The 16,890-nt window shown below is 73.6% G+C and carries 19 protein-coding genes and 1 tRNA gene; 8 read left to right on the forward strand and 12 right to left on the reverse strand.

From position 1 onward, the window contains the following. Positions 1 to 26 precede the first annotated feature (26 nt). The 3 genes from rph to rdgB all read left to right on the forward strand — a co-directional run bounded on the left by rph (position 27) and on the right by rdgB (position 1,849). Positions 27 to 755, forward strand: coding sequence for a ribonuclease PH (gene rph / locus RM844_RS16525; protein ID WP_311667969.1), 729 nt, complete (start codon positions 27 to 29; stop codon positions 753 to 755). A gap of 40 nt (positions 756 to 795) precedes the next feature. After that, the gene (locus tag RM844_RS16530; protein ID WP_311667970.1) at positions 796 to 1,170 is read left to right on the forward strand and encodes a hypothetical protein; all 375 of its coding nucleotides are present in this window, start codon (positions 796 to 798) and stop codon (positions 1,168 to 1,170) included. A 70-nt stretch (positions 1,171 to 1,240) separates the two neighbouring features. After that, a complete protein-coding gene (gene rdgB, locus RM844_RS16535) occupies positions 1,241 to 1,849 on the forward strand; it encodes an RdgB/HAM1 family non-canonical purine NTP pyrophosphatase (RefSeq protein ID WP_311667971.1) in 609 nt (202 codons plus the stop codon). A gap of 41 nt (positions 1,850 to 1,890) precedes the next feature. Here the strand turns inward: rdgB and RM844_RS16540 are convergent, their stop codons facing one another. From RM844_RS16540 to bcp, 4 genes are all read right to left on the reverse strand, one after another. Then, on the reverse strand, positions 1,891 to 2,541 hold the full coding sequence (locus tag RM844_RS16540) for a class F sortase (protein WP_311667972.1): 651 nt from the start codon (positions 2,539 to 2,541) through the stop codon (positions 1,891 to 1,893). Then, entirely contained in the window at positions 2,538 to 3,527 is a 990-nt protein-coding gene (locus tag RM844_RS16545) for a hypothetical protein (RefSeq protein ID WP_311667973.1), read from the reverse strand. The genes RM844_RS16540 and RM844_RS16545 overlap by 4 nt, the downstream gene beginning before the upstream one ends. Before the next feature lie 121 nt (positions 3,528 to 3,648). Then, a complete protein-coding gene (locus RM844_RS16550; RefSeq protein WP_311667974.1) occupies positions 3,649 to 4,428 on the reverse strand; it encodes an HAD-IIA family hydrolase in 780 nt (259 codons plus the stop codon). Positions 4,429 to 4,459: 31 nt separating this feature from the next. Next, positions 4,460 to 4,927 carry a thioredoxin-dependent thiol peroxidase gene (gene bcp, locus RM844_RS16555; RefSeq protein ID WP_311667976.1) on the reverse strand — a complete coding sequence of 156 codons (468 nt, stop codon included), beginning with the start codon at positions 4,925 to 4,927 and terminating at the stop codon, positions 4,460 to 4,462. Positions 4,928 to 5,073: 146 nt separating this feature from the next. Between bcp and RM844_RS16560 the strand changes: the two genes are divergently transcribed. Together RM844_RS16560 and RM844_RS16565 are read left to right on the forward strand one after the other, a co-directional pair. Beyond that, positions 5,074 to 5,418, forward strand: a complete 345-nt coding sequence (locus RM844_RS16560) for a DUF3618 domain-containing protein (RefSeq protein WP_311667977.1) — start codon at positions 5,074 to 5,076, stop codon at positions 5,416 to 5,418. Positions 5,419 to 5,491: 73 nt separating this feature from the next. Beyond that, on the forward strand, positions 5,492 to 5,794 hold the full coding sequence (locus RM844_RS16565; protein WP_311668156.1) for a GroES family chaperonin: 303 nt from the start codon (positions 5,492 to 5,494) through the stop codon (positions 5,792 to 5,794). A gap of 81 nt (positions 5,795 to 5,875) precedes the next feature. Here the strand turns inward: RM844_RS16565 and RM844_RS16570 are convergent, their stop codons facing one another. Continuing rightward, the gene (locus tag RM844_RS16570) at positions 5,876 to 8,389 is read right to left on the reverse strand and encodes a transglycosylase domain-containing protein (protein WP_311667978.1); all 2,514 of its coding nucleotides are present in this window, start codon (positions 8,387 to 8,389) and stop codon (positions 5,876 to 5,878) included. A 220-nt stretch (positions 8,390 to 8,609) separates the two neighbouring features. Then, entirely contained in the window at positions 8,610 to 9,926 is a 1,317-nt protein-coding gene (locus RM844_RS16575; RefSeq protein ID WP_311667979.1) for an SGNH/GDSL hydrolase family protein, read from the reverse strand. Between the two features lie 179 nt (positions 9,927 to 10,105). Between RM844_RS16575 and RM844_RS16580 the strand changes: the two genes are divergently transcribed. Beyond that, on the forward strand, positions 10,106 to 11,419 hold the full coding sequence (locus RM844_RS16580) for a DUF445 domain-containing protein (RefSeq protein WP_311667980.1): 1,314 nt from the start codon (positions 10,106 to 10,108) through the stop codon (positions 11,417 to 11,419). A gap of 74 nt (positions 11,420 to 11,493) precedes the next feature. Further along, positions 11,494 to 11,581: transfer RNA gene (locus RM844_RS16585), tRNA-Leu, on the forward strand. A gap of 92 nt (positions 11,582 to 11,673) precedes the next feature. On the opposite strand, the gene RM844_RS16590 is transcribed toward RM844_RS16585, so the two are convergent. Further along, on the reverse strand, positions 11,674 to 12,102 hold the full coding sequence (locus tag RM844_RS16590) for an OsmC family protein (RefSeq protein WP_311667981.1): 429 nt from the start codon (positions 12,100 to 12,102) through the stop codon (positions 11,674 to 11,676). A 214-nt stretch (positions 12,103 to 12,316) separates the two neighbouring features. Between RM844_RS16590 and RM844_RS16595 the strand changes: the two genes are divergently transcribed. Continuing rightward, entirely contained in the window at positions 12,317 to 12,640 is a 324-nt protein-coding gene (locus RM844_RS16595) for an antibiotic biosynthesis monooxygenase family protein (protein WP_311667982.1), read from the forward strand. A 48-nt stretch (positions 12,641 to 12,688) separates the two neighbouring features. Here the strand turns inward: RM844_RS16595 and RM844_RS16600 are convergent, their stop codons facing one another. The 5 genes from RM844_RS16600 to ehuB form a co-directional block, all read right to left on the reverse strand. Beyond that, the gene (locus RM844_RS16600) at positions 12,689 to 13,474 is read right to left on the reverse strand and encodes an IclR family transcriptional regulator domain-containing protein (RefSeq protein WP_311667983.1); all 786 of its coding nucleotides are present in this window, start codon (positions 13,472 to 13,474) and stop codon (positions 12,689 to 12,691) included. A gap of 154 nt (positions 13,475 to 13,628) precedes the next feature. Further along, positions 13,629 to 14,435: an ectoine/hydroxyectoine ABC transporter ATP-binding protein EhuA gene (gene ehuA / locus RM844_RS16605; protein WP_311668157.1), complete on the reverse strand. Its 807-nt coding sequence runs from the start codon at positions 14,433 to 14,435 to the stop codon at positions 13,629 to 13,631. A gap of 79 nt (positions 14,436 to 14,514) precedes the next feature. After that, entirely contained in the window at positions 14,515 to 15,168 is a 654-nt protein-coding gene (ehuD, locus tag RM844_RS16610; RefSeq protein WP_311667984.1) for an ectoine/hydroxyectoine ABC transporter permease subunit EhuD, read from the reverse strand. After that, positions 15,165 to 15,911 carry an ectoine/hydroxyectoine ABC transporter permease subunit EhuC gene (gene ehuC / locus RM844_RS16615; protein WP_311667985.1) on the reverse strand — a complete coding sequence of 249 codons (747 nt, stop codon included), beginning with the start codon at positions 15,909 to 15,911 and terminating at the stop codon, positions 15,165 to 15,167. Before ehuC ends, ehuD begins: the two co-directional genes overlap by 4 nt. Further along, positions 15,911 to 16,822 carry an ectoine/hydroxyectoine ABC transporter substrate-binding protein EhuB gene (ehuB, locus tag RM844_RS16620; protein WP_311667986.1) on the reverse strand — a complete coding sequence of 304 codons (912 nt, stop codon included), beginning with the start codon at positions 16,820 to 16,822 and terminating at the stop codon, positions 15,911 to 15,913. Before ehuB ends, ehuC begins: the two co-directional genes overlap by 1 nt. Between the last annotated feature and the right edge of the window lie 68 nt (positions 16,823 to 16,890).

The following is a 16,890-nucleotide window of genomic DNA, read 5'->3' on the forward strand; positions in this document are numbered from 1 at the left end:
GGCTGGACGCCCTATAGGCTCCTTTCATGTCTCGCATCGACGGCCGGACGGCCGAACAGCTCCGCCCCGTGACCATCGAACGCGGTTGGAGCAAGCACGCCGAGGGTTCGGTACTGGTCTCCTTCGGCGACACCAAGGTCCTGTGCACCGCCAGCTTCACCGAGGGGGTGCCCCGCTGGCGCCGGGGCAGCGGCTCCGGCTGGGTCACCGCCGAGTACGCGATGCTGCCGCGGGCCACCAACACCCGGGGCGACCGCGAGGCGGTGCGCGGCAAGATCGGCGGCCGGACGCACGAGATCTCCCGGCTGATCGGCCGCTCGCTGCGCGCCGTCGTCGACTTCAAGGCGCTCGGCGAGAACACCGTGGTGCTGGACTGCGACGTCCTCCAGGCCGACGGCGGCACCCGCACCGCGGCCATCACCGGCGCCTATGTGGCACTGGCCGACGCGGTGTCCTGGGCCCGCCAGAAGAAGCTGGTCAAGGGCCGGAACGAGCCGCTGACCGGGCAGGTCGCCGCCGTCAGCGTGGGCATCGTGGACGGGCAGCCGCTGCTGGACCTGGCCTACACCGAGGACGTCCGGGCCGAGACCGACATGAACGTGGTCTGCACCGACGCCGGTACCTTTGTCGAGGTGCAGGGCACCGCCGAGGGCGCGCCGTTCCAACGGGCGGAGCTGGACGCCCTGTTGGACCTGGCCGCCGGCGGTTGCGCCGAGCTGGTCGCGGCCCAGCGTGCCGCCCTGGCCGCCGGGTAGGAAGCCCGTGGGGGCGGACGGGCCGCCCCGGGAGGGGGAGATGGTGAAGAGCATCCGGATGGCGCTGGCCGGCGGCGTGCTGGCGGCCACGGCCGCGCTCGGCGCGACCGCGTGCGACCCGCAACGGGCGGTGGACTGCGCCCGGTTGGCGCTTGAGGTGGGCGGCAGCGTGGACGACGTGGGCCGCGCCCTGGACTCGGAGGACCCGGCCGGGTTCACCGACGCGGCGGACGCCGCCCAGGAGGACCTCGGCGCGCTGCGCGACGACGTCTCCGACACCGACGTGCGGGCCGCCGCCGACTCGGTGGGCGAGGCCCTGGACAACCTGCGCGCGGTGGGCGACGGCGAGGTGCCGGACCTCTCGCCGCTCAACGACGCGATGGACGAGCTGACCTCGGCCTGCTCGCCGGGCTGACGCCCCCCACGCCCGGCCCGTGCCCGTCCCGGGTGCCGGCCGGGCGGCGGCGGGGTCGATAATCGGCGGCATGCACCGACTCGTTCTCGCCACCCGCAACGCCCACAAGGTCACCGAGCTGCGCGCCATCCTGGCCCAGGCCGGGATCACCCTCGAACTGCTCGGCGCCGACGCCTTTCCCGAGGTGCCGGACGTCAAGGAGACCGGGGTGACCTTCGCGGAGAACGCCCTGCTCAAGGCGCACGCCCTCGCCCGGGCCACCGGCCTGCCGGCGGTCGCCGACGACTCCGGGCTCTGCGTGGACGTGCTGGGCGGCGCGCCCGGCATCTTCTCCGCCCGCTGGGTCGGCCGGCACGGCGACGACCGGGCCAACCTGGAGCTGCTGCTGGCCCAGCTGGCCGACGTGCCGGACGCGCACCGCGGCGCCCACTTCGCGTGCGCCGCCGCGCTGGCGCTGCCGGACGGCACCGAGCGGGTCACCGAGGGCCGGCTGGCCGGCACCCTGCGCCGGGCGCCCAGCGGCGCCGGCGGCTTCGGCTACGACCCGATCCTCCAGCCGACCGGCTCCGACCGGACCTGCGCGGAGTTGACCCCCGACGAGAAGAACGCGATCAGCCACCGGGGCCTCGCCTTCCGCGCCCTGGCCCCGCTGGTCGGCGAGCTGGTCCCGAACGCCTGACCCCGCCGCCGGCCCGGGGCCGCGGCCCCGGGCCGGCCGGCTCAGCCGGCGTCCGTCAGATAGGCCGAGACGACCACGTTGGCCGCGTAGCCGCCGCCCGCCGGGTCGTAGGCGCCGCCACAGGTCAGCAGCCGCAACTCGGCCGCGCCCGGCGTGCGTTGACCGTAGACCCGGTCGGCGTCGAAGGCGTCCCGGTCCACCACATCGACGCCGTCCACGGTGAACACCGCCTCCCGCCCGTCGGCCCTGGCCACCCGCACCTCGTCGCCCGGCTCCGCCTCGGCCAGCTCGTGGAAGACCGCCGGCGCCCGCTCCGTGTCCAGGTGGCCGACCAGCACCGCCGCGCCCTCCGCGCCGGGCGGCACCCCGTCCGCGTACCAGGCGACCAGCTCCGGCGACTCGTACGGCGGCGGCTCCACCCCACCGTCCGCGTCCAGCCCGCGCGGCACCACCTCGGCGGCCACCCCGACGCTGGCCACCGTCACCGCCTCGGGCGCCGCCCGACCCGGCAACGGGGCGCGCGGCGGCGGCAGTTCGTCCTCCCGGACGGTCTCGGCCCGGCCCTCCCGCGGGCCGGTGTCCAGCCAGTTCGCCCCGGCACCGCCGGTCAGCTCCCGCGCCCACAGCCAGAGGCCGCACAGCAGCACGGCCCAGGCGACCAGCGAGGTCAGCGGACGGACGCCGGTGCTCACCGCCCGGCCCTGGTGCGCGACCGCAGCCAGCGCACCCCGGCCGTCGCCCCGGCGCCGGTCAGCAGCACCAGCCCGGCGGGGATCGTGTCGCCCCAGCTCACCGCCGGGTCCGCCGGGGCGGTCGCCAGGTCGGCGGTGCCCCCGCCGCCGGCCCGCACCGGGCCGGTCGGCCCGCTCCGGTGCTCTCCGCCGCCGTCCCCGTGGCACCGCTCGGCACCCTCGTCCCCCGGCCGCTCGGGGTGCCCCGGCTCATCGGGCCGCTCCGGCCGCTCCGGGCTTGTCGGGTCCTCGGAACGCCCGGGGTGCTCGGCCTGTCCCGGCCGTTCCGGCTTCTCCGGCCGTGCCGGCTGTTCGGGGGGCGCCGGCCGGTGCTGCTCCGGCTTCCGGTGCTCGGGGCCGCACCGGTCGCCGGCCCCGTGGTCGCGCTCCGCGCCGTCCGTCTCGCGCCCGGCGCCCCGGCCGGGCTCGCCGCGCTCACCGGGTTCGCCGAACGGGCGGACCGCGTCCGGGCTCGTGCTCGTCTCGCCCGTCGGGCCCGGGGACGACTCCGCGCCCGGGTCCGGGTCCGACCGCGGTGCTCGGCCGCCGCCCGCCCCGTCCTGCGCGGCGTCCCGCGTCCCGTCGCCCACCGACACCGTGCCGTGCAGCGCGCCCTCCGGCCGGCCACAGGTGACCTGGACGTCGTGCTCGCCCACCCGGGCGTCGCGTTCGATGTCGGCCTCGCCGACCAGCCCGGTGCCGGCCACGTTCGGCGTCAGCCGCACCGGCTGGGTGAAGGCCGGCGAGACGGCCGTGCCGCCCGTCGTCCCGGCACAGCCGGGAACCAGCAGCCCGACGCCCTCGCCCGGCAGCGGCGCCACCGGCGTGACCAACACCGCGTCACCGGCCGGTGGGCGGTCGGCCGCCAGGGCCTGGCCGGGGCCGACCGCGGCCGCCACGGTCGCCGCCGCGCACAGTACGAGGGTGAGAGAGCGGGAGATGCCCATGTCCAACCTCCGGGGTGGCTACCCGTCGAAGGTCTCCCGGCGCGCGGCCCGCCGCATCCGCTGCCGCCCGCGCTTGGGCCGGTCGGGGGAGAACCCCGGCCGGCCCGCGGGGGGCGGACGGTCAGATCCGGTCCACCAGGTCGGCGATGGAGTCCACCACCACCGACGGGGTGAACGGGAAGCGGTCCACGTCCGACCGCTCGGTCAGCCCGGTCAGCACCAGGAAGGTCTCCATCCCGGCCTCCAGGCCGGCCAGCACGTCGGTGTCCATCCGGTCGCCGACCATCGCGCTGGTCTCCGAGTGCGCGCCGATCATGTTCAGCCCGGTCCGCATCATCAACGGGTTGGGCTTGCCCACGAAGTACGGCTCCCGGCCGGTCGCCTTGGTGATCAGCGCGGCCACCGAGCCGGTCGCCGGCAGCGCGCCCTCGGCCGAAGGGCCGGTGTGGTCCGGGTTGGTGGCGATGAACCGGGCGCCCCCGTTGATCAGCCGGATCGCCTTGGTCAGCGCCTCGAAGCTGTAGGTGCGGGTCTCGCCCAGCACCACGTAGTCCGGCGAGACGTCGCTCAGCACGTAGCCCACGTCGTGCAGCGCCGTGGTCAGCCCGGCCTCGCCGATCACGTAGGCGGAGCCGCCGGGCCGCTGGCTGTCCAGGAACTGGGCGGTCGCCAGCGCCGACGTCCAGATGGCGTCCACCGGGACGTCCAGACCCATTCGGGCCAGCCGGGCGTGCAGGTCACGCCGGGTGTAGATGGAGTTGTTGGTGAGCACCAGGAACGGCATCCCGGACTCCCGGAGCCGCTTGAGGAACTCCTCGGCGCCCGGGATCGGCACTCCCTCGTGGATGAGTACCCCATCCATGTCGGTCAGCCAGGACTTGATCGGCTTACGCTCTGCCACGGCACACGGCTCCTTCAGATCCTCGGATCGCTCAGACGTCCAGGTCCTTGATCAGCTTGGCCACGTGCCCCGTGGCCCTGACGTTGTACAGCGCCCGGGCGACCCGGCCGTCCTCGTCCACCACGAAGGTGGACCTGATGACCCCGGTGACGGTCTTGCCGTAGAGCTTCTTCTCGCCGAACGCGCCGTAGGCGGTGAGCGTCTCCTTGTCCGGATCGCTGACCAGGGTGACCCGGAGGTCCTCCTTGGTACGGAACTTGGCGAGCTTCTCCGGCTTGTCGGGGGAGACACCGATCACGTCGTACCCGGCCTCGGCCAGCAGCTCCAGGTTGTCCGTGAAGTCGCACGCCTGCTTGGTGCAGCCGGGGGTGAGCGCGGCGGGGTAGAAGTACACGATGACCTTGCGGCCCGCGTGGTCGGCCAGCGACACGGGCCGGCCGTCGGCGTCGGGAAGGGTGAACGCGGGGGCCGCGTCCCCGGGTTGCAGACGCACGCTCATCGCGATGCTCCTTAGCGCTCGGTTTCTCGTCGTACCGGGGTGTTTCTCAGGGATTGTGCGCCACCCAGCCTAATCGGGGTATCCGACGGGCATCGCCACGGTGGAGCTGACACACTGTGCCGTAACCCCACAACCGTTTACCCCGTGTGGACGATGGAGGCATCGACGTGCCGGAAGCAGCCAGGACAACCGCGGAGATCGAGGAGCGGATCGCCCGCCGGCGGGAGCGCCTCGCGGTGACGCTCGACGAGATCGCGGTCCGGGTGCACCCCAGTACCATCGTCGGGGACGTCAAGGCCAGGGCGGCCGGCGCGGTGGACCGCACGGCGGGCCGGGCGGCGGTGGCCGTCACCCGCACCGTGGACGGCGTCCGCGCCCAGCTGGTCTCCGCCGAGGGCGGCCCCCGGCTGGACCGGGTGCTCCCGGTCGCCGCGTTGGCCGTGGCCGTCACCGGGCTGCTGGTGCTCTCCTCGCGACGCCGACGCCGGTAGGCAGCCGAGCCGGCCCCTGAGATACGGTCGTCCCGTGAGTTCCCATCCCACCCACGACAAGCTGCCCATCCGCATGCTGCACGACCGCGTGTTGGTCAAGGCGGAGAACGCCGAGGGCGAGCGCCGGTCCACCGGCGGCATCGTCATCCCGGCCACCGCCCAGGTCGGCCGCCGGCTCAGCTGGGCCGAGGTGGTCGCCGTCGGGCAGAACGTGCGCACCGTCGAGCCGAACGACCGGGTGCTCTACGACCCCGAGGACCTCGCCGAGGTCGAGGTGCGGGGCGTGACGTACATCCTGATGCGGGAGCGCGACGTGCACGCGGTGGCCGCCGAGCGGCTGGAGGGCTCGGACGACTCCACCGGGCTCTACCTGTGACGACGCTCCACCTGTGACGACCCGCGGCGACCCGTACTGATCTCCGTCGACCCCGGTTGACGCCAGGCCGTCGCCCCCGGCTCAGCCGCCGGGTGCGGCGGCCTCGTCGTGGGCGCCCGCCGGCGCGGCGGCCTCGACCGGCGCGGCCGCTCCGGCGCCTTCCGCCGGTGCGGCGGGCTCGGCCGGCTCCGCCGGGCCCGGGGGCGCGTTGTCCGTGCTGTCGGACGGGCCGGGCGCCGACTCGGACGAGCCCGATGAGCCGGGGGCGTCCGGAGACGTCGGCGACTCCGGGGACTCCGGTCCAAAGGACGTGCCGCCGTCGGGCGAGCCGGACTCGGCCGGGGAGCCGGACTCCGGTGACGCGCTGGACTCCGGGGCGTCGCTCTCCCCGCCGTCCTCGCTCTCCCCGCCGTCCTGGTCCTCGTCCCCGTCCTCGCCCTCGCCCTCGCCCTCCAGGTCCCCGTCGCTGTGCTCGCGGCGCTCCGGCTGCCGCAGGTCGAAGTCGGTGACCGGCTGCCCCTCCAGCGCCTCCCTGGTGTACTGGCCCCAGATCCGGGCCGGGAAGCCGCCGCCGCTGATCCGTTCCTGCCCGGCCGCCCCGTACAGCTCGCGCTGCACCCCGGTCTCCGGGTCCTGCCCGAAGATCGCGACCACGGTGGCCAGTTCGGGTGTGAAGCCGGCGAACCAGGCGGCCCGGTCGGCCTCCGCCGTGCCGGTCTTGCCGGCCGCCGGCCGGCCGGCGCTGCCGGCGGCGGTGCCGGTGCCGCCGCGCACCACCGCCTCCAGCATCGCGGTGGCGCCGTCGGCCGCCTCCCGGGAGATCACCTGGCGGGGCTCCGACTCCGGCAGGTCCAGCGACTCGCCGTCCTTGACCACCTCGGTGACCAGCACCACCGGCCGGTGCTCCCCGTGCCGGGCCAGGGTCGCGTAGGCGCCGGCCATGTCGAGGGTGCTGGGGGTGGCGGTGCCCAGCGAGATGGAGGCGTCGGCCTCGGTCAGCCCGGGCGTCTCGGCCGGCAGCCCCAGCGCCACCGCGGTGTCCCGCACCAGCTCCGGGCCGACGTCCACGCCCATCTGCGCGAACACCGCGTTGATGGACTTGTCCATGCCCTCGCTGACCTTGACGGTGCCGTAGTCGCGGTTCTGCTCGTTCTCCGGTGACCAGCCGGTGCCCTGGCCGCTGCGGCTGACCACCTCACGGCCGCTGTCGCCCTCGTACTCGGTGCTCGGGCCGATCAGCTCGCCGTCCCGGGTGCGGGAGTCGTGCTCCAGCGCCGCCGCGTAGACGAACGGCTTGAAGGTGGAGGCCGCCTGGTAGTCCCGCCGGGTGGCGTTGTTCACGTACTGGTCGATGTAGTCCCGTCCGCCGTACATGGCGACCACGTGCCCGCTCTCGGTGTCCACCGAGGTGGCCCCGGCGCGCACCCAGGAGTCCTGCTCGCGCTCCTCGTTGAGCGCGGTCTCCAACTGCGCCTCGACCGCCTCGGTCAGCGCCCGCTGCCGGTCCGGCTCGATGGTGGTGGTGATCCGGTAGCCGCCCTGGGCCAGTTGGTCGTCGTCGGCGATGCCGTGCTCGGCGAGGTACTGCCGGGTGGCCTCCACCAGGTAGCCGCGTTCGCCGCCCAGCCCGGCGGAGACGTTGCCCTCGTTCGGCTCGGGGAACTCCAGCTCCGCCCGCCGCCCCTCGTCCAGCCAGCCTTCGGAGACCATCCCGTCCAGCACGTACTCCCAACGGGCCACCGCCCGGTCCCGGCTCTGTGGGTTGGCCCGCACGTCGTAGGCGTTGGGGGAGTTGAGCAGCGCCGCCAGGTAGGCGCCCTCGGCCTCGGTCAGCTCCTTGGCCGGCTTGCCGTAGTAGGCGTGCGCGGCGGCCTGCACGCCGTAGGCGTTGCGGCCGAAGTAGCTGGTGTTGAGGTAGCCCTCCAGGATCTCGTCCTTGCTCACCTCGCGGTCCAGCTTGACCGCGATGAACAGCTCCTTGACCTTGCGGGTGACGGTCTGCCGCTGGTCCAGGTAGTAGTTCTTCACGTACTGCTGGGTGATGGTGGAGCCGGACTGCCGGCCGCCGCCGCGCAGCATGTTCCAGCCGGCCCGCATCATCGCCGAGAAGTCCACCGGCGGGGCGTGGTAGAAGTCGCGGTCCTCGGCCGCCAGCACCGCGTTCCGCACGTGCTCCGGCACCTCGTCCAGCGGCACGTTCTCCCGGTCGATCTCGCCCACCCGGGCCAGTTGGCTGCCGTCGGCGTAGAGGAAGACGTTGCTCTGCGCGGCGGCGGCCGACTTGGGCTCCGGGATGTCCACCAGCAGGTAGCCGGCGAGCACCGAGCCCAGCACGGCGACCAGCGTCACGGCGGCGGCCACCAGGGTGACCCGCCAGGTCGGCAGCAGCCGGCGCCAGCCGGTGCGCCGCGGGCGCGGCGGCAGCGCCGGGCGCGCGGCCCAGCCGGGCCACCGGCGGGACGGGGGCGCGGCGGCCTGGCCGGCGGGCGCGCCCGCCGGCGGGTCGGCGGGGGTGTCGCCGGGGGTGCCGGCGCGGCCGGCGGGCGGCTCGTCGGAGGGATCGTCGCTGCTGCTGGGCGGGCTTGCGTCGCTCATCGGGGCCCTCGTCGCGACCTGGTCGCGGTGCGTCGGCGGTACGTTTATCTGCCTTGGAGTTAACACTGTCGCACCGTGCGTAACGCAATCCCGGCGTCACCGGCTCCGCCGGCGCGTCCGCTGTCCCCCAGACGGGGGCGCGCGGGTGCGCTGCGCGGCGCAACGGCGCCGCCCGAGGCACGTCGGGGTGCGCCGGGGGCGCCCGGGGCCGGCGGTCGGCTCAGAGGGCCTGGGCCGAGGTGTCGTGGTCGGCCAGGGTGGTGAGGTCCACCGCCTGGGCCATGGCCTGGAAGCCGTGGTCGTTGGGGTGCAGCCCGTCGCCCGAGTCGAAGGCGGCCAGCATCAGGTGCGGGGCCGCCGGATCGTGCAGCGCCGCGTCGAAGTCCACCACCGCGTCGAAGATGCCGGCCGTCCTGATCTGCTCGTTCACCTGCTGCCGCAGCTGCTCCAACTCCGGCGTCCAGCCGCGGTGTCCGCCGAACGGGGCCAGCGTGGCGCCCAGCACCCGCAGTCCCTCCGCCCTGGACTCCTCGGCCAGCTGGTTCAGGCCGTGCACGATCAGCCGCGCGTCGCTGGCCCGCGGCTCCAACAGCAGGTCGTTGACGCCCAGCTGCACCACCACCGCGCTGACACCCGGCTGGTGCAGCACGTCGCTGTGCAGCCGGCTCAGCCCGCTGGCGCCGTTGAAGAGCCGGTCGGGGGCGCCGTCCCGGAGCAGCCGGTTCCCGCTGATGCCCTGGTTGAGCACCGCCATGTGGGGCGCGTCCGGCTCCTCGCGCAGCCGCGCCGCCAGGAAGTCCGTCCAGCGGCGGTTGGCGCCCGGCGTCGAGGTGATGCCGTCGGTCAGCGAGTCGCCCAGCGCCACCACGGCGCCGTCGCTCGCCGACGTGAAGACCTGCACCCCGGTCAGGTAGCGCCAGACGTCGCCGGCGTGGGTGAAGCCGGCGCCGGAGAGCTGGCTGCTCTGGTCACCCCTGGCGAGGTAGTTGGGCTGCTGCGCCATCCGGTGGTAGGTGACCGGCCCGGTCGCGTCCGGGGTGTAGAGGGAGACCAACAGGTCGGCGGCGGGCGGCAGGTCGAGCGGGACGGCGTCGGAGAGCACCGAGCCGCCGGCCGGGATGGTGACGGCGGTGCCGTCGCCGAACGTCACCCGGTGCATGGTGCCCTCGTGCGCGGTCGGGCCGCCGAGCGCGGAGGGCAGCGCGACGGTGACGTGGGTGAAGGTGACCGGGCGGCTGCCGTACCGGTTGGACAGCTCGACCCGCACCCCGCTGCCGCCGACGGAGGTGCGCACCACGTTTCTGATCGTCTGGCCGCCCAGGCCGTCCCTGGTGCCGGGCTCGGCGCCGGACGGGGACGCCGACCAGGTGCCCACCCACTCGCCGCGGGCCGCCGGCACCACCTCCGGCGCCGGCTGTTGCGCCGCGACCTCCACGCGTTCCCCCCGCCCCGTGCCGATGGCCAGGGCGATCCCGAGCAGTACCACAAGCAAAGCGGCGAGCAGGCCGAACGCCCCTCGCTTACTGACCACACCCACCCGTCGATGATCCCACGGCTCACTCGACCGGGTGCACCGGCCGGGGTGCGGCCGGGTGCGCCGGCGGGAACCGGCGCCCGGTTCGCCCGCCCGGCGGCGGGTCGGGGGATGATCGGGACGGGAACGCCGCGCGGGGCGCGGGTCGTTGCCAACGGCGAACGCGGAGGGAGTGGAAGGCGATGCGGACCAAGGGCCTCACCGGGAGGGCCGGGGACGCCGTGGCGACGGGTCCCGGCGCGCTCACCGCGGCCGACGAGCTGAAACGACGCGGGCTGCGGCGGATGAAGGGGGTCGCCACCGGGCTGCTGGTGGTGGTCGCCGTCGTCTACGCGCTGGCCACCTGGGCCGAGCACAGCGGTGCCGGGCCGTGGGCCGGCTACGTGGCGGCGGCCGCCGAGGCCGGGATGGTGGGCGCGCTGGCCGACTGGTTCGCGGTGACGGCGCTCTTCCGCCGGCCGCTCGGGCTGCCCATCCCGCACACCGCGATCATCCCCACCAAGAAGGACCAACTGGGCCAGTCTCTGGGCGAGTTCGTCGGGGAGAACTTCCTCGCCGAGCAGGTGGTCAGGGACCGGCTGCGCTCGGTGGCGCTGGCCCGGCGGGTGGGGGAGTGGCTCGCCCAGCCGGAGAACGCCGACCGGGTCACCGCCGAGTTGGGCACGGCGGTGCGCGGCGGGCTGCGGGTGCTGCGGGACGCGGACGTCCAGGCGGTGCTGGCCGAGTCGATCACCCGGCGGGCCGGCGCCACCGAGATCGCCCCGACGCTGGGCCGGCTGCTGGAGCGGACCATCGCCGACGAGGGGCACCGGCGGCTGGTCGACCTGGTGTTGGAGGCCTCACACAGCTGGCTGACCACGCACCGGGACGCGGTGCTCGACGCGGTCGCCGACGGCGCCCCCGGTTGGACGCCCAGGTTCGTGGACCGGCGGGTCGGCGAGCGGGTCTACCGCGAGCTGCTGCGCTTCGTCACCGAGGCCAGCCAGCAGCCGGACCACCCGGCGCGGGCCACCGTGGACCGCTTCCTGACCGACTTCGCGCAGCAGTTGCAGCACGACGCGGAGACCAGGCAGCGGGTGGAGCGGCTCAAGAGCGACCTGATCAACCGGCCCGAGGTGCAGGAGCTGATCGGCTCCGCGTGGGAGGCGCTGCGCGGCATGATCGTGGCCGCCGCGGAGGACGAGCGCAGCGCGCTGCGGCTGCGGGCCAGGGCCGCGGTGCTCAGCACCGGCGGGCGGCTGGCCGCGGACGCCGCGCTGCGGGACAAGCTGGACGGCTGGGTCGCGGACGCCGTGGTCCACGTGGTCAGCGGGTACCGGGGCGAGATCACCTCGCTGATCACCGACACCATCGCCGCCTGGGACGCGCCGACCACCTCGCGCAAGATCGAGCTGCACATCGGGCGGGACCTCCAGTTCATCCGGCTCAACGGCACGGTGATCGGGGCCCTCGCCGGGCTGGTGATCCACGCCACGACCCAGGCGCTGGGCGGCTGACCGGCCCGCCGGGCCACGGCCTTCGTCGCGGAACGGCCAGGCCGGGAGGGGCTGTCGTAGAATCGCCGGCACGAGCGGCCGTGATGGAACTGGCAGTCATGCTGGGTTTAGGTCCCAGTGCGCTTCACGCGCGTGAGGGTTCGAATCCCTCCGGCCGCACCACCCGGTGGTTCACCAACGCACAGGCCCCCGGCGCCCGTTGACGGAACGGGTGCCGGGGGCCTGGGGCGTCTCGGCCCCGGTGGGGGAGCGGCTCAGTCGAGCAGCTCCGCCTCCAGGCTGATCGGGGCGCCGGCCAGCGCCTTGCTCACCGGGCAGTTCTCCTTGGCGGTGGTGGCCGCCTCCTGGAAGCCCTCGGCGGTCAGGCCGGGGACCCGGGCGCGGACCTTCAGCACGATGCCGGTGATGCCCTGGCCCGGCTGGAAGGTGACGTCGGCCGAGGTCTCCACCGACTCCGGCGGGGTGCCGGCGCCGGCCAGGCCGTGCGAGAGGGCCATCGAGAAGCACGCCGAGTGCGCGGCGGCGATCAGTTCCTCGGGGCTGGTCCGCCCGTCGGGGGCCTCCGCGCGGGAGGGCCAGGTGAGGTCGAAGGTGCCGAGCCCGGACGAGTCCAGGTTCACCTTGCCGGCCCCCTCCATCAGGGAGCCTTCCCAGTTGGTCGTCGCGGTGCGTGTGGTTGCCATGGGCGATCCTCCCGAGGGGAAAAACCTGAGTACGGGTCGCCTACACGCTATCGCTGCGCGGCACCCCCCGAACAACACCGCCCGGCTGAACGCCTCGCGGCGCGAGGGGACGTCCGGCCGCCGGTCGCCGGGGTGGCGGGTGCAGACTGGGGATGTGTGGCCCGGGTCCGGTAGGTGGGCGTGGGCCGGTCGATGGGGAAGGTGGTGTGCGGCGGTGTCCGTGGTGAAGATCAACGTGCTGGAGGTTCCGGCCGACCAACGCGCCGAGCTGGAGCGCCGGTTCGCCGGGCGGGCCGGGATGGTGGAGAGCCAGGACGGCTTCGAGTGGTTCGAGCTGCTGCGGCCGGTGGAGGGGACGGACCGGTATCTGGTCTACACCCGCTGGCGGAGCGAGGAGGACTACCGGGCGTGGGCCGAGGGCTCCATGCGCCAGGCCCACGGCGCCGCCGGCGGCGACGGCGCCCCGCGCAAGCCGGCCGCGACCGGCTCCGAGCTGTGGTCCCTTGAGGTCGTCCAACAGACCGGCCCCGCCAACTGACCCCCGCGGCCCGGCCCGCCGGGGCGGCCGGGCCCCGGGCCGCGGAGGTCAGATGCTCAGGGAGAGGAGGGCCGTGGCGGCCTGGCGGTTGAGTTCCTCGGCGGCGTGCCGGAGGCGGTGGGCCTGGCCGACGGGCAGGGACAGGGCGAGGCAGCCGACCGTGGAGCCGGCGGTCAGCGGGACCGCCGCGCACAGCGTGCCCACCGCGTACTCCTGGAAGTCCAGCATCGGCATGGTGGGCGGCTGCCGCTCCAGCGTGCTGAGCAGCACCCGCCGGTCGGTGATGGTGCGGGAGGTGAGCCGGGCCGCGCGGTGGCGGGCCAGGTGGTCCTGCCGGCCGTCGTGGTCGAGCTGGCTCAGCAGGCACTTGCCGATGGCGGTGGCGTGCGCGGCGGACCTGAAGTCGACCCACTCGTTGACCACGGGGGCCTGCGGGGTGTCGGAGGTGCGCGGCACCTCCAGCTCGCCGTCCTGGTAACGGGCCAGGTAGACGGGGGCGTTGAGGGAGTCGCGGAGCGCGTCGAGGGCGGCCTGGAGCCGCTCGTCGCGGAACCGCCGGCGGCCGGACTCGCCGTTGGCGCCGGCGCCGTTTCCGCCGCCGCCGAGCAGCAGCAGCGTGTGGCCCGGGACGTAGACGCCGGCGACCGGCTCGTCCACATAGCCCTCGGCGAGCAACATCCGCAGCAGGTGGGCCTGTTGGTCCGGCGGTAGGCCGGTGGCCTGGGCCAGCTCCTCCGGGCGTATCCCGTCCGGGTGGCCGGCGATCACCTCCAGCACCCGCAGGGCGTATCGCACCGAGTGGAACGGAGCCGTGCGCCCGGACGTGTGTGCCACTTCGTCCTCCTGCCAGCGTTCACGAGGCCACGCGCCGGGGGAGCGCGGTGGGTCAGCGCCTACCAGCGTAGCGAGAACGCCCCGGGCGGCGCGCCGGTTCGCGGCGAAGGACCACCCCACCGGGTCGGGCCCGGTGGGGTGGCGGTCCGGCCGGTCAGAGCACCGTGGAGAGGAACTCCTTGGTGCGGTCGTGCTCGGGCTCGCTGAAGATCTTGTCCGGCGGGCCGGACTCCACGATCTTGCCCTGGTCGAACATCAGCACCGAGTCGGAGATGTCGCGGGCGAAGGACATCTCGTGGGTGACGACCAGCATGGTGATGTCGGTGGACAGCGCGATGTCCCGCAGCACGTCCAGCACGCCGGCCACCAGCTCCGGGTCGAGCGCCGAGGTGACCTCGTCGAGCAGCAGCACCTGGGGCCGCATCGCCAACGCGCGGGCGATCGCGACGCGTTGCTGCTGGCCGCCGGAGAGCTGGCTGGGGTACTTGTCCAGCTGTTCGGTGAGGCCGACCAGTTCGATGAGTTCCTTGGCACGCTCGGCGGCCTCGTCCTTGGAGAGGCCCAGCACGTGCACCGGGGCCTCCATCACGTTGCGCAGCACCCGCATGTTGGGGAAGAGGTTGAAGTGCTGGAAGACCATGCCGATCTTCTTGCGCACCTCGCGCACGTGCTTCTCGCCCGGCTTGACGAGCTTGCCGCCGCGTTCCTCGTGGGTGAGGTACTGCCCGTCGACGGTGATGGTGCCCTCCTCCGGGGTGAGGAGGGTCATCAGCAGCCGCAGGATGGTGGTCTTGCCGGAGCCGGACGGGCCGATCAGGGTGACGTGCTTCCCGGTGTTGACCGAGAAGTCGAGCTGGTCGAGGACGGTCACCTCGCCGAAGCGCTTGGTGACCTTGTCGAATCTGACCAGCTCCGTCCCGTTGGCGCGGCAGGTTGAGGCGTCGTCCACGGTGTTCTCCACGGTGCTGCCCGCGGGCTTCTCGGCCGCGGGGTCGGCGGTCTGCTCCGCCGCGTTGTCGGCGGGCTGGTCAGCGGGGTTTTCAGCTGGTGAGGGCAAGACGACGCTCCAGAACTCGGATCAGCAGAGAGGCCGGGTAGGCGATGACCAGGAAGGCGATGCCGACGATGGTGTAGGCCTCGGTGGTGAAGGTGGTGTCGCTGAAGTTCCTGGCCTCGCCGAGCATCTCCATCGCCCCGATGACCGCGATCATGGGCGAGTCCTTCAGCATCGAGATGACGTAGTTGCCGAGCGCCGGCACCACCCGGCGGATGGCCTGCGGCAGGATCACGGCGAGCCAGGTGCGGCCGCGCGGCAGGCTGAGCGCCGTGGCCGCCTCCCACTGTCCGACCGGCACGCCGCCGATCCCGGCCCGGTAGACCTCGGCCGTGTAGGTGGAGTAGTGCAGGCCCAGCGCGATGATGCCGGTGGTCAGCGCCGACATCGACGGGCCCCACTCGGGCACCACGTAGTAGAGGAAGAACAGCTGCACCAGCAGCGGCGTGTTCCGCACGAACTCGGTGAAGCCCGTCACCGGCCAGCGGATCCAGGCATGCTTGGAGCGTTGCGCCATGGCCCAGACCAGCCCGAGCGCGAACGCGATCAGGCTGCCGATGGCCAGCGCCTGCAGGGTGACGACCAGCCCGTCCCAGAAGGACGGCATGAAGTCGCTGACGACGTCCCAGTCCCAGTTCACTTGGCCGCACCCCCGGCGGTCAGCGCGCCCGAGCCCTCACCGGCGTTCTCCCGGACGGAGAGCTTCGCCAGCAGGCCGCCGCGCGGTTGCGGCTTTCCGACGCCGGCGTTGGCGCGTCGTTCCAGCACCCGCATGCCCCGGGTCATCACGAAGGCGAGCACGAAGTAGAGCACCAGCAGCAGCGTGTAGACGGGGGCGGACTCGTTGGAGCCGAGCCGCACCAGGTTGCCCGCGTAGGCCATGTCGGCCACGGTGATCACGGACACCAGCGCGGTGCCCTTGAGCAGCTCGATCAGCAGGTTGTTGAACGGCGGGATCATCTCCGGCCAGGCCTGCGGGATCTCGATCCGCCGCAGCCGCTGCCACCGGGTGAAGCTCAACGCGATCCCCGCCTCGCGCTGCCCTTCGGGTACGGCGGCCAGCGCGCCCCTGACCACCTCGGAGCCGTACGCCCCGTAGGTCAGGCCGAGCGCCACCACGCCGGCGAACATCGGCACCAGTCGCCACTCCAGCAGCAGGGGCAGCGAGAAGACCAGCCAGAACATCAGGACCAGCGAGGACATGCCCCGGAAGACCTCGAAGTAGCAGCCGGCCAGGAAGCGCACGATCCACAGCCGGGAGGTGCGCAGGACGCCGATCGCGAAGGCGACGACCACGCCCAGCAGGGCGCTGTAGACCGTCACCTGGATGGTGATCCAGATGCCGGGAAGGAAGTAGTTGGTGAACATCCCCTCGGTCATCATCAGCACAGCTCCTCAGCGGTGAGTTCGGTCATCTCCGCCTCGGTGAAGCCGAAGGGCGCCATGATCTCCAGCAGCTCGCCGCTGCCCTTCATCTCGTGCAGCTTCTCGTTGAACGCGTCCCTGAGGTTGCCCTCCGAGAGACGGAAGGCGAAGCCGCCGGCGCCGTAGGCCGGCTCGCCGTTGACGATCGGCACGAAGGCCTCGGTGGCCTCCACCCGGCTGTTGCCCTCGACCGTCCCGGTCACCGTGAGGTTGGTGCCGGCGAAGGCGTCGGCCCGGCCCTGGGAGACCGCGTCCAGGCCGGCGACCTGGTCGGGGAGGATCATCAGCCGGCTCTCCGGCACGCCGGCGGCCAGCGCGTAGTCGATCTCGGCGTACGCCTGGCCGGTGGCCAGGGTGAGGCCCTGCTCGGCGATGTCCTCGTAGCGGGTGATGCCGTTCGGGTTGCCCGCCGGGACGATGAAGGAGTCCGGCATCTGGTACTCGGGGTCCGCGAAGAGGACCTGCGCGCAGCGCTCCGGCATGATGTACATGCCGGCCGAGACCACGTCGAAGACCTGGGCCTTCAGCCCGGGGATCAGCGCGCTGAAGTCGACCGGCACGGGTTCCACGTTGTCCACGCCGAGGCGGCCGAAAATCACCTTGGCGATCTCCGGGGCCGTCCCGGTGGGTTCCCCCTCGTCGTTGATGTACCCGTAGGGGCGTTCGCTGGCGATGCCCAGCTTCACGGTCCCCCGGTCGCGTAGTCGCTCCAGCAGATCGCCCCCCTCTTCCTTTCCTTCGGCGGGCACCCGGCCGCAGCCGGCGGCCGCGAGGCCGCCGAACACCGCCAGTCCCGTCAGCAGGGAACGGCGGCTGAGTCCGGTGCCGCGGCGCCCGTTGGTTGGAAACTCTCTCTCTGGTGGAGCCATGGCGGCGCGGCTACCCAGACTCACGCCTTCCATGCGGGTCTTTTCGTGTGCTAGCTCTCGTCAAGGAG

This window comes from Streptomyces chisholmiae, from assembly GCF_031845445.1.
Classification (GTDB): Bacteria; Actinomycetota; Actinomycetes; order Streptomycetales; family Streptomycetaceae; genus Streptomyces; species Streptomyces chisholmiae.

Coding starts and splice junctions, on each gene's coding strand:
- rph (WP_311667969.1), top strand. CDS start 27: ATGTCTCGCATCGACGGCCGGACGGCCGAACAGCTCCGCCCCGTGACC.
- RM844_RS16530 (WP_311667970.1), top strand. CDS start 796: ATGGTGAAGAGCATCCGGATGGCGCTGGCCGGCGGCGTGCTGGCGGCC.
- rdgB (WP_311667971.1), top strand. CDS start 1,241: ATGCACCGACTCGTTCTCGCCACCCGCAACGCCCACAAGGTCACCGAG.
- RM844_RS16545 (WP_311667973.1), bottom strand. CDS start 3,527: ATGGGCATCTCCCGCTCTCTCACCCTCGTACTGTGCGCGGCGGCGACC.
- bcp (WP_311667976.1), bottom strand. CDS start 4,927: ATGAGCGTGCGTCTGCAACCCGGGGACGCGGCCCCCGCGTTCACCCTT.
- RM844_RS16565 (WP_311668156.1), top strand. CDS start 5,492: ATGCTGCACGACCGCGTGTTGGTCAAGGCGGAGAACGCCGAGGGCGAG.
- RM844_RS16570 (WP_311667978.1), bottom strand. CDS start 8,389: ATGAGCGACGCAAGCCCGCCCAGCAGCAGCGACGATCCCTCCGACGAG.
- RM844_RS16580 (WP_311667980.1), top strand. CDS start 10,106: ATGCGGACCAAGGGCCTCACCGGGAGGGCCGGGGACGCCGTGGCGACG.
- RM844_RS16590 (WP_311667981.1), bottom strand. CDS start 12,102: ATGGCAACCACACGCACCGCGACGACCAACTGGGAAGGCTCCCTGATG.
- ehuC (WP_311667985.1), bottom strand. CDS start 15,911: ATGATGACCGAGGGGATGTTCACCAACTACTTCCTTCCCGGCATCTGG.
- ehuB (WP_311667986.1), bottom strand. CDS start 16,822: ATGGCTCCACCAGAGAGAGAGTTTCCAACCAACGGGCGCCGCGGCACC.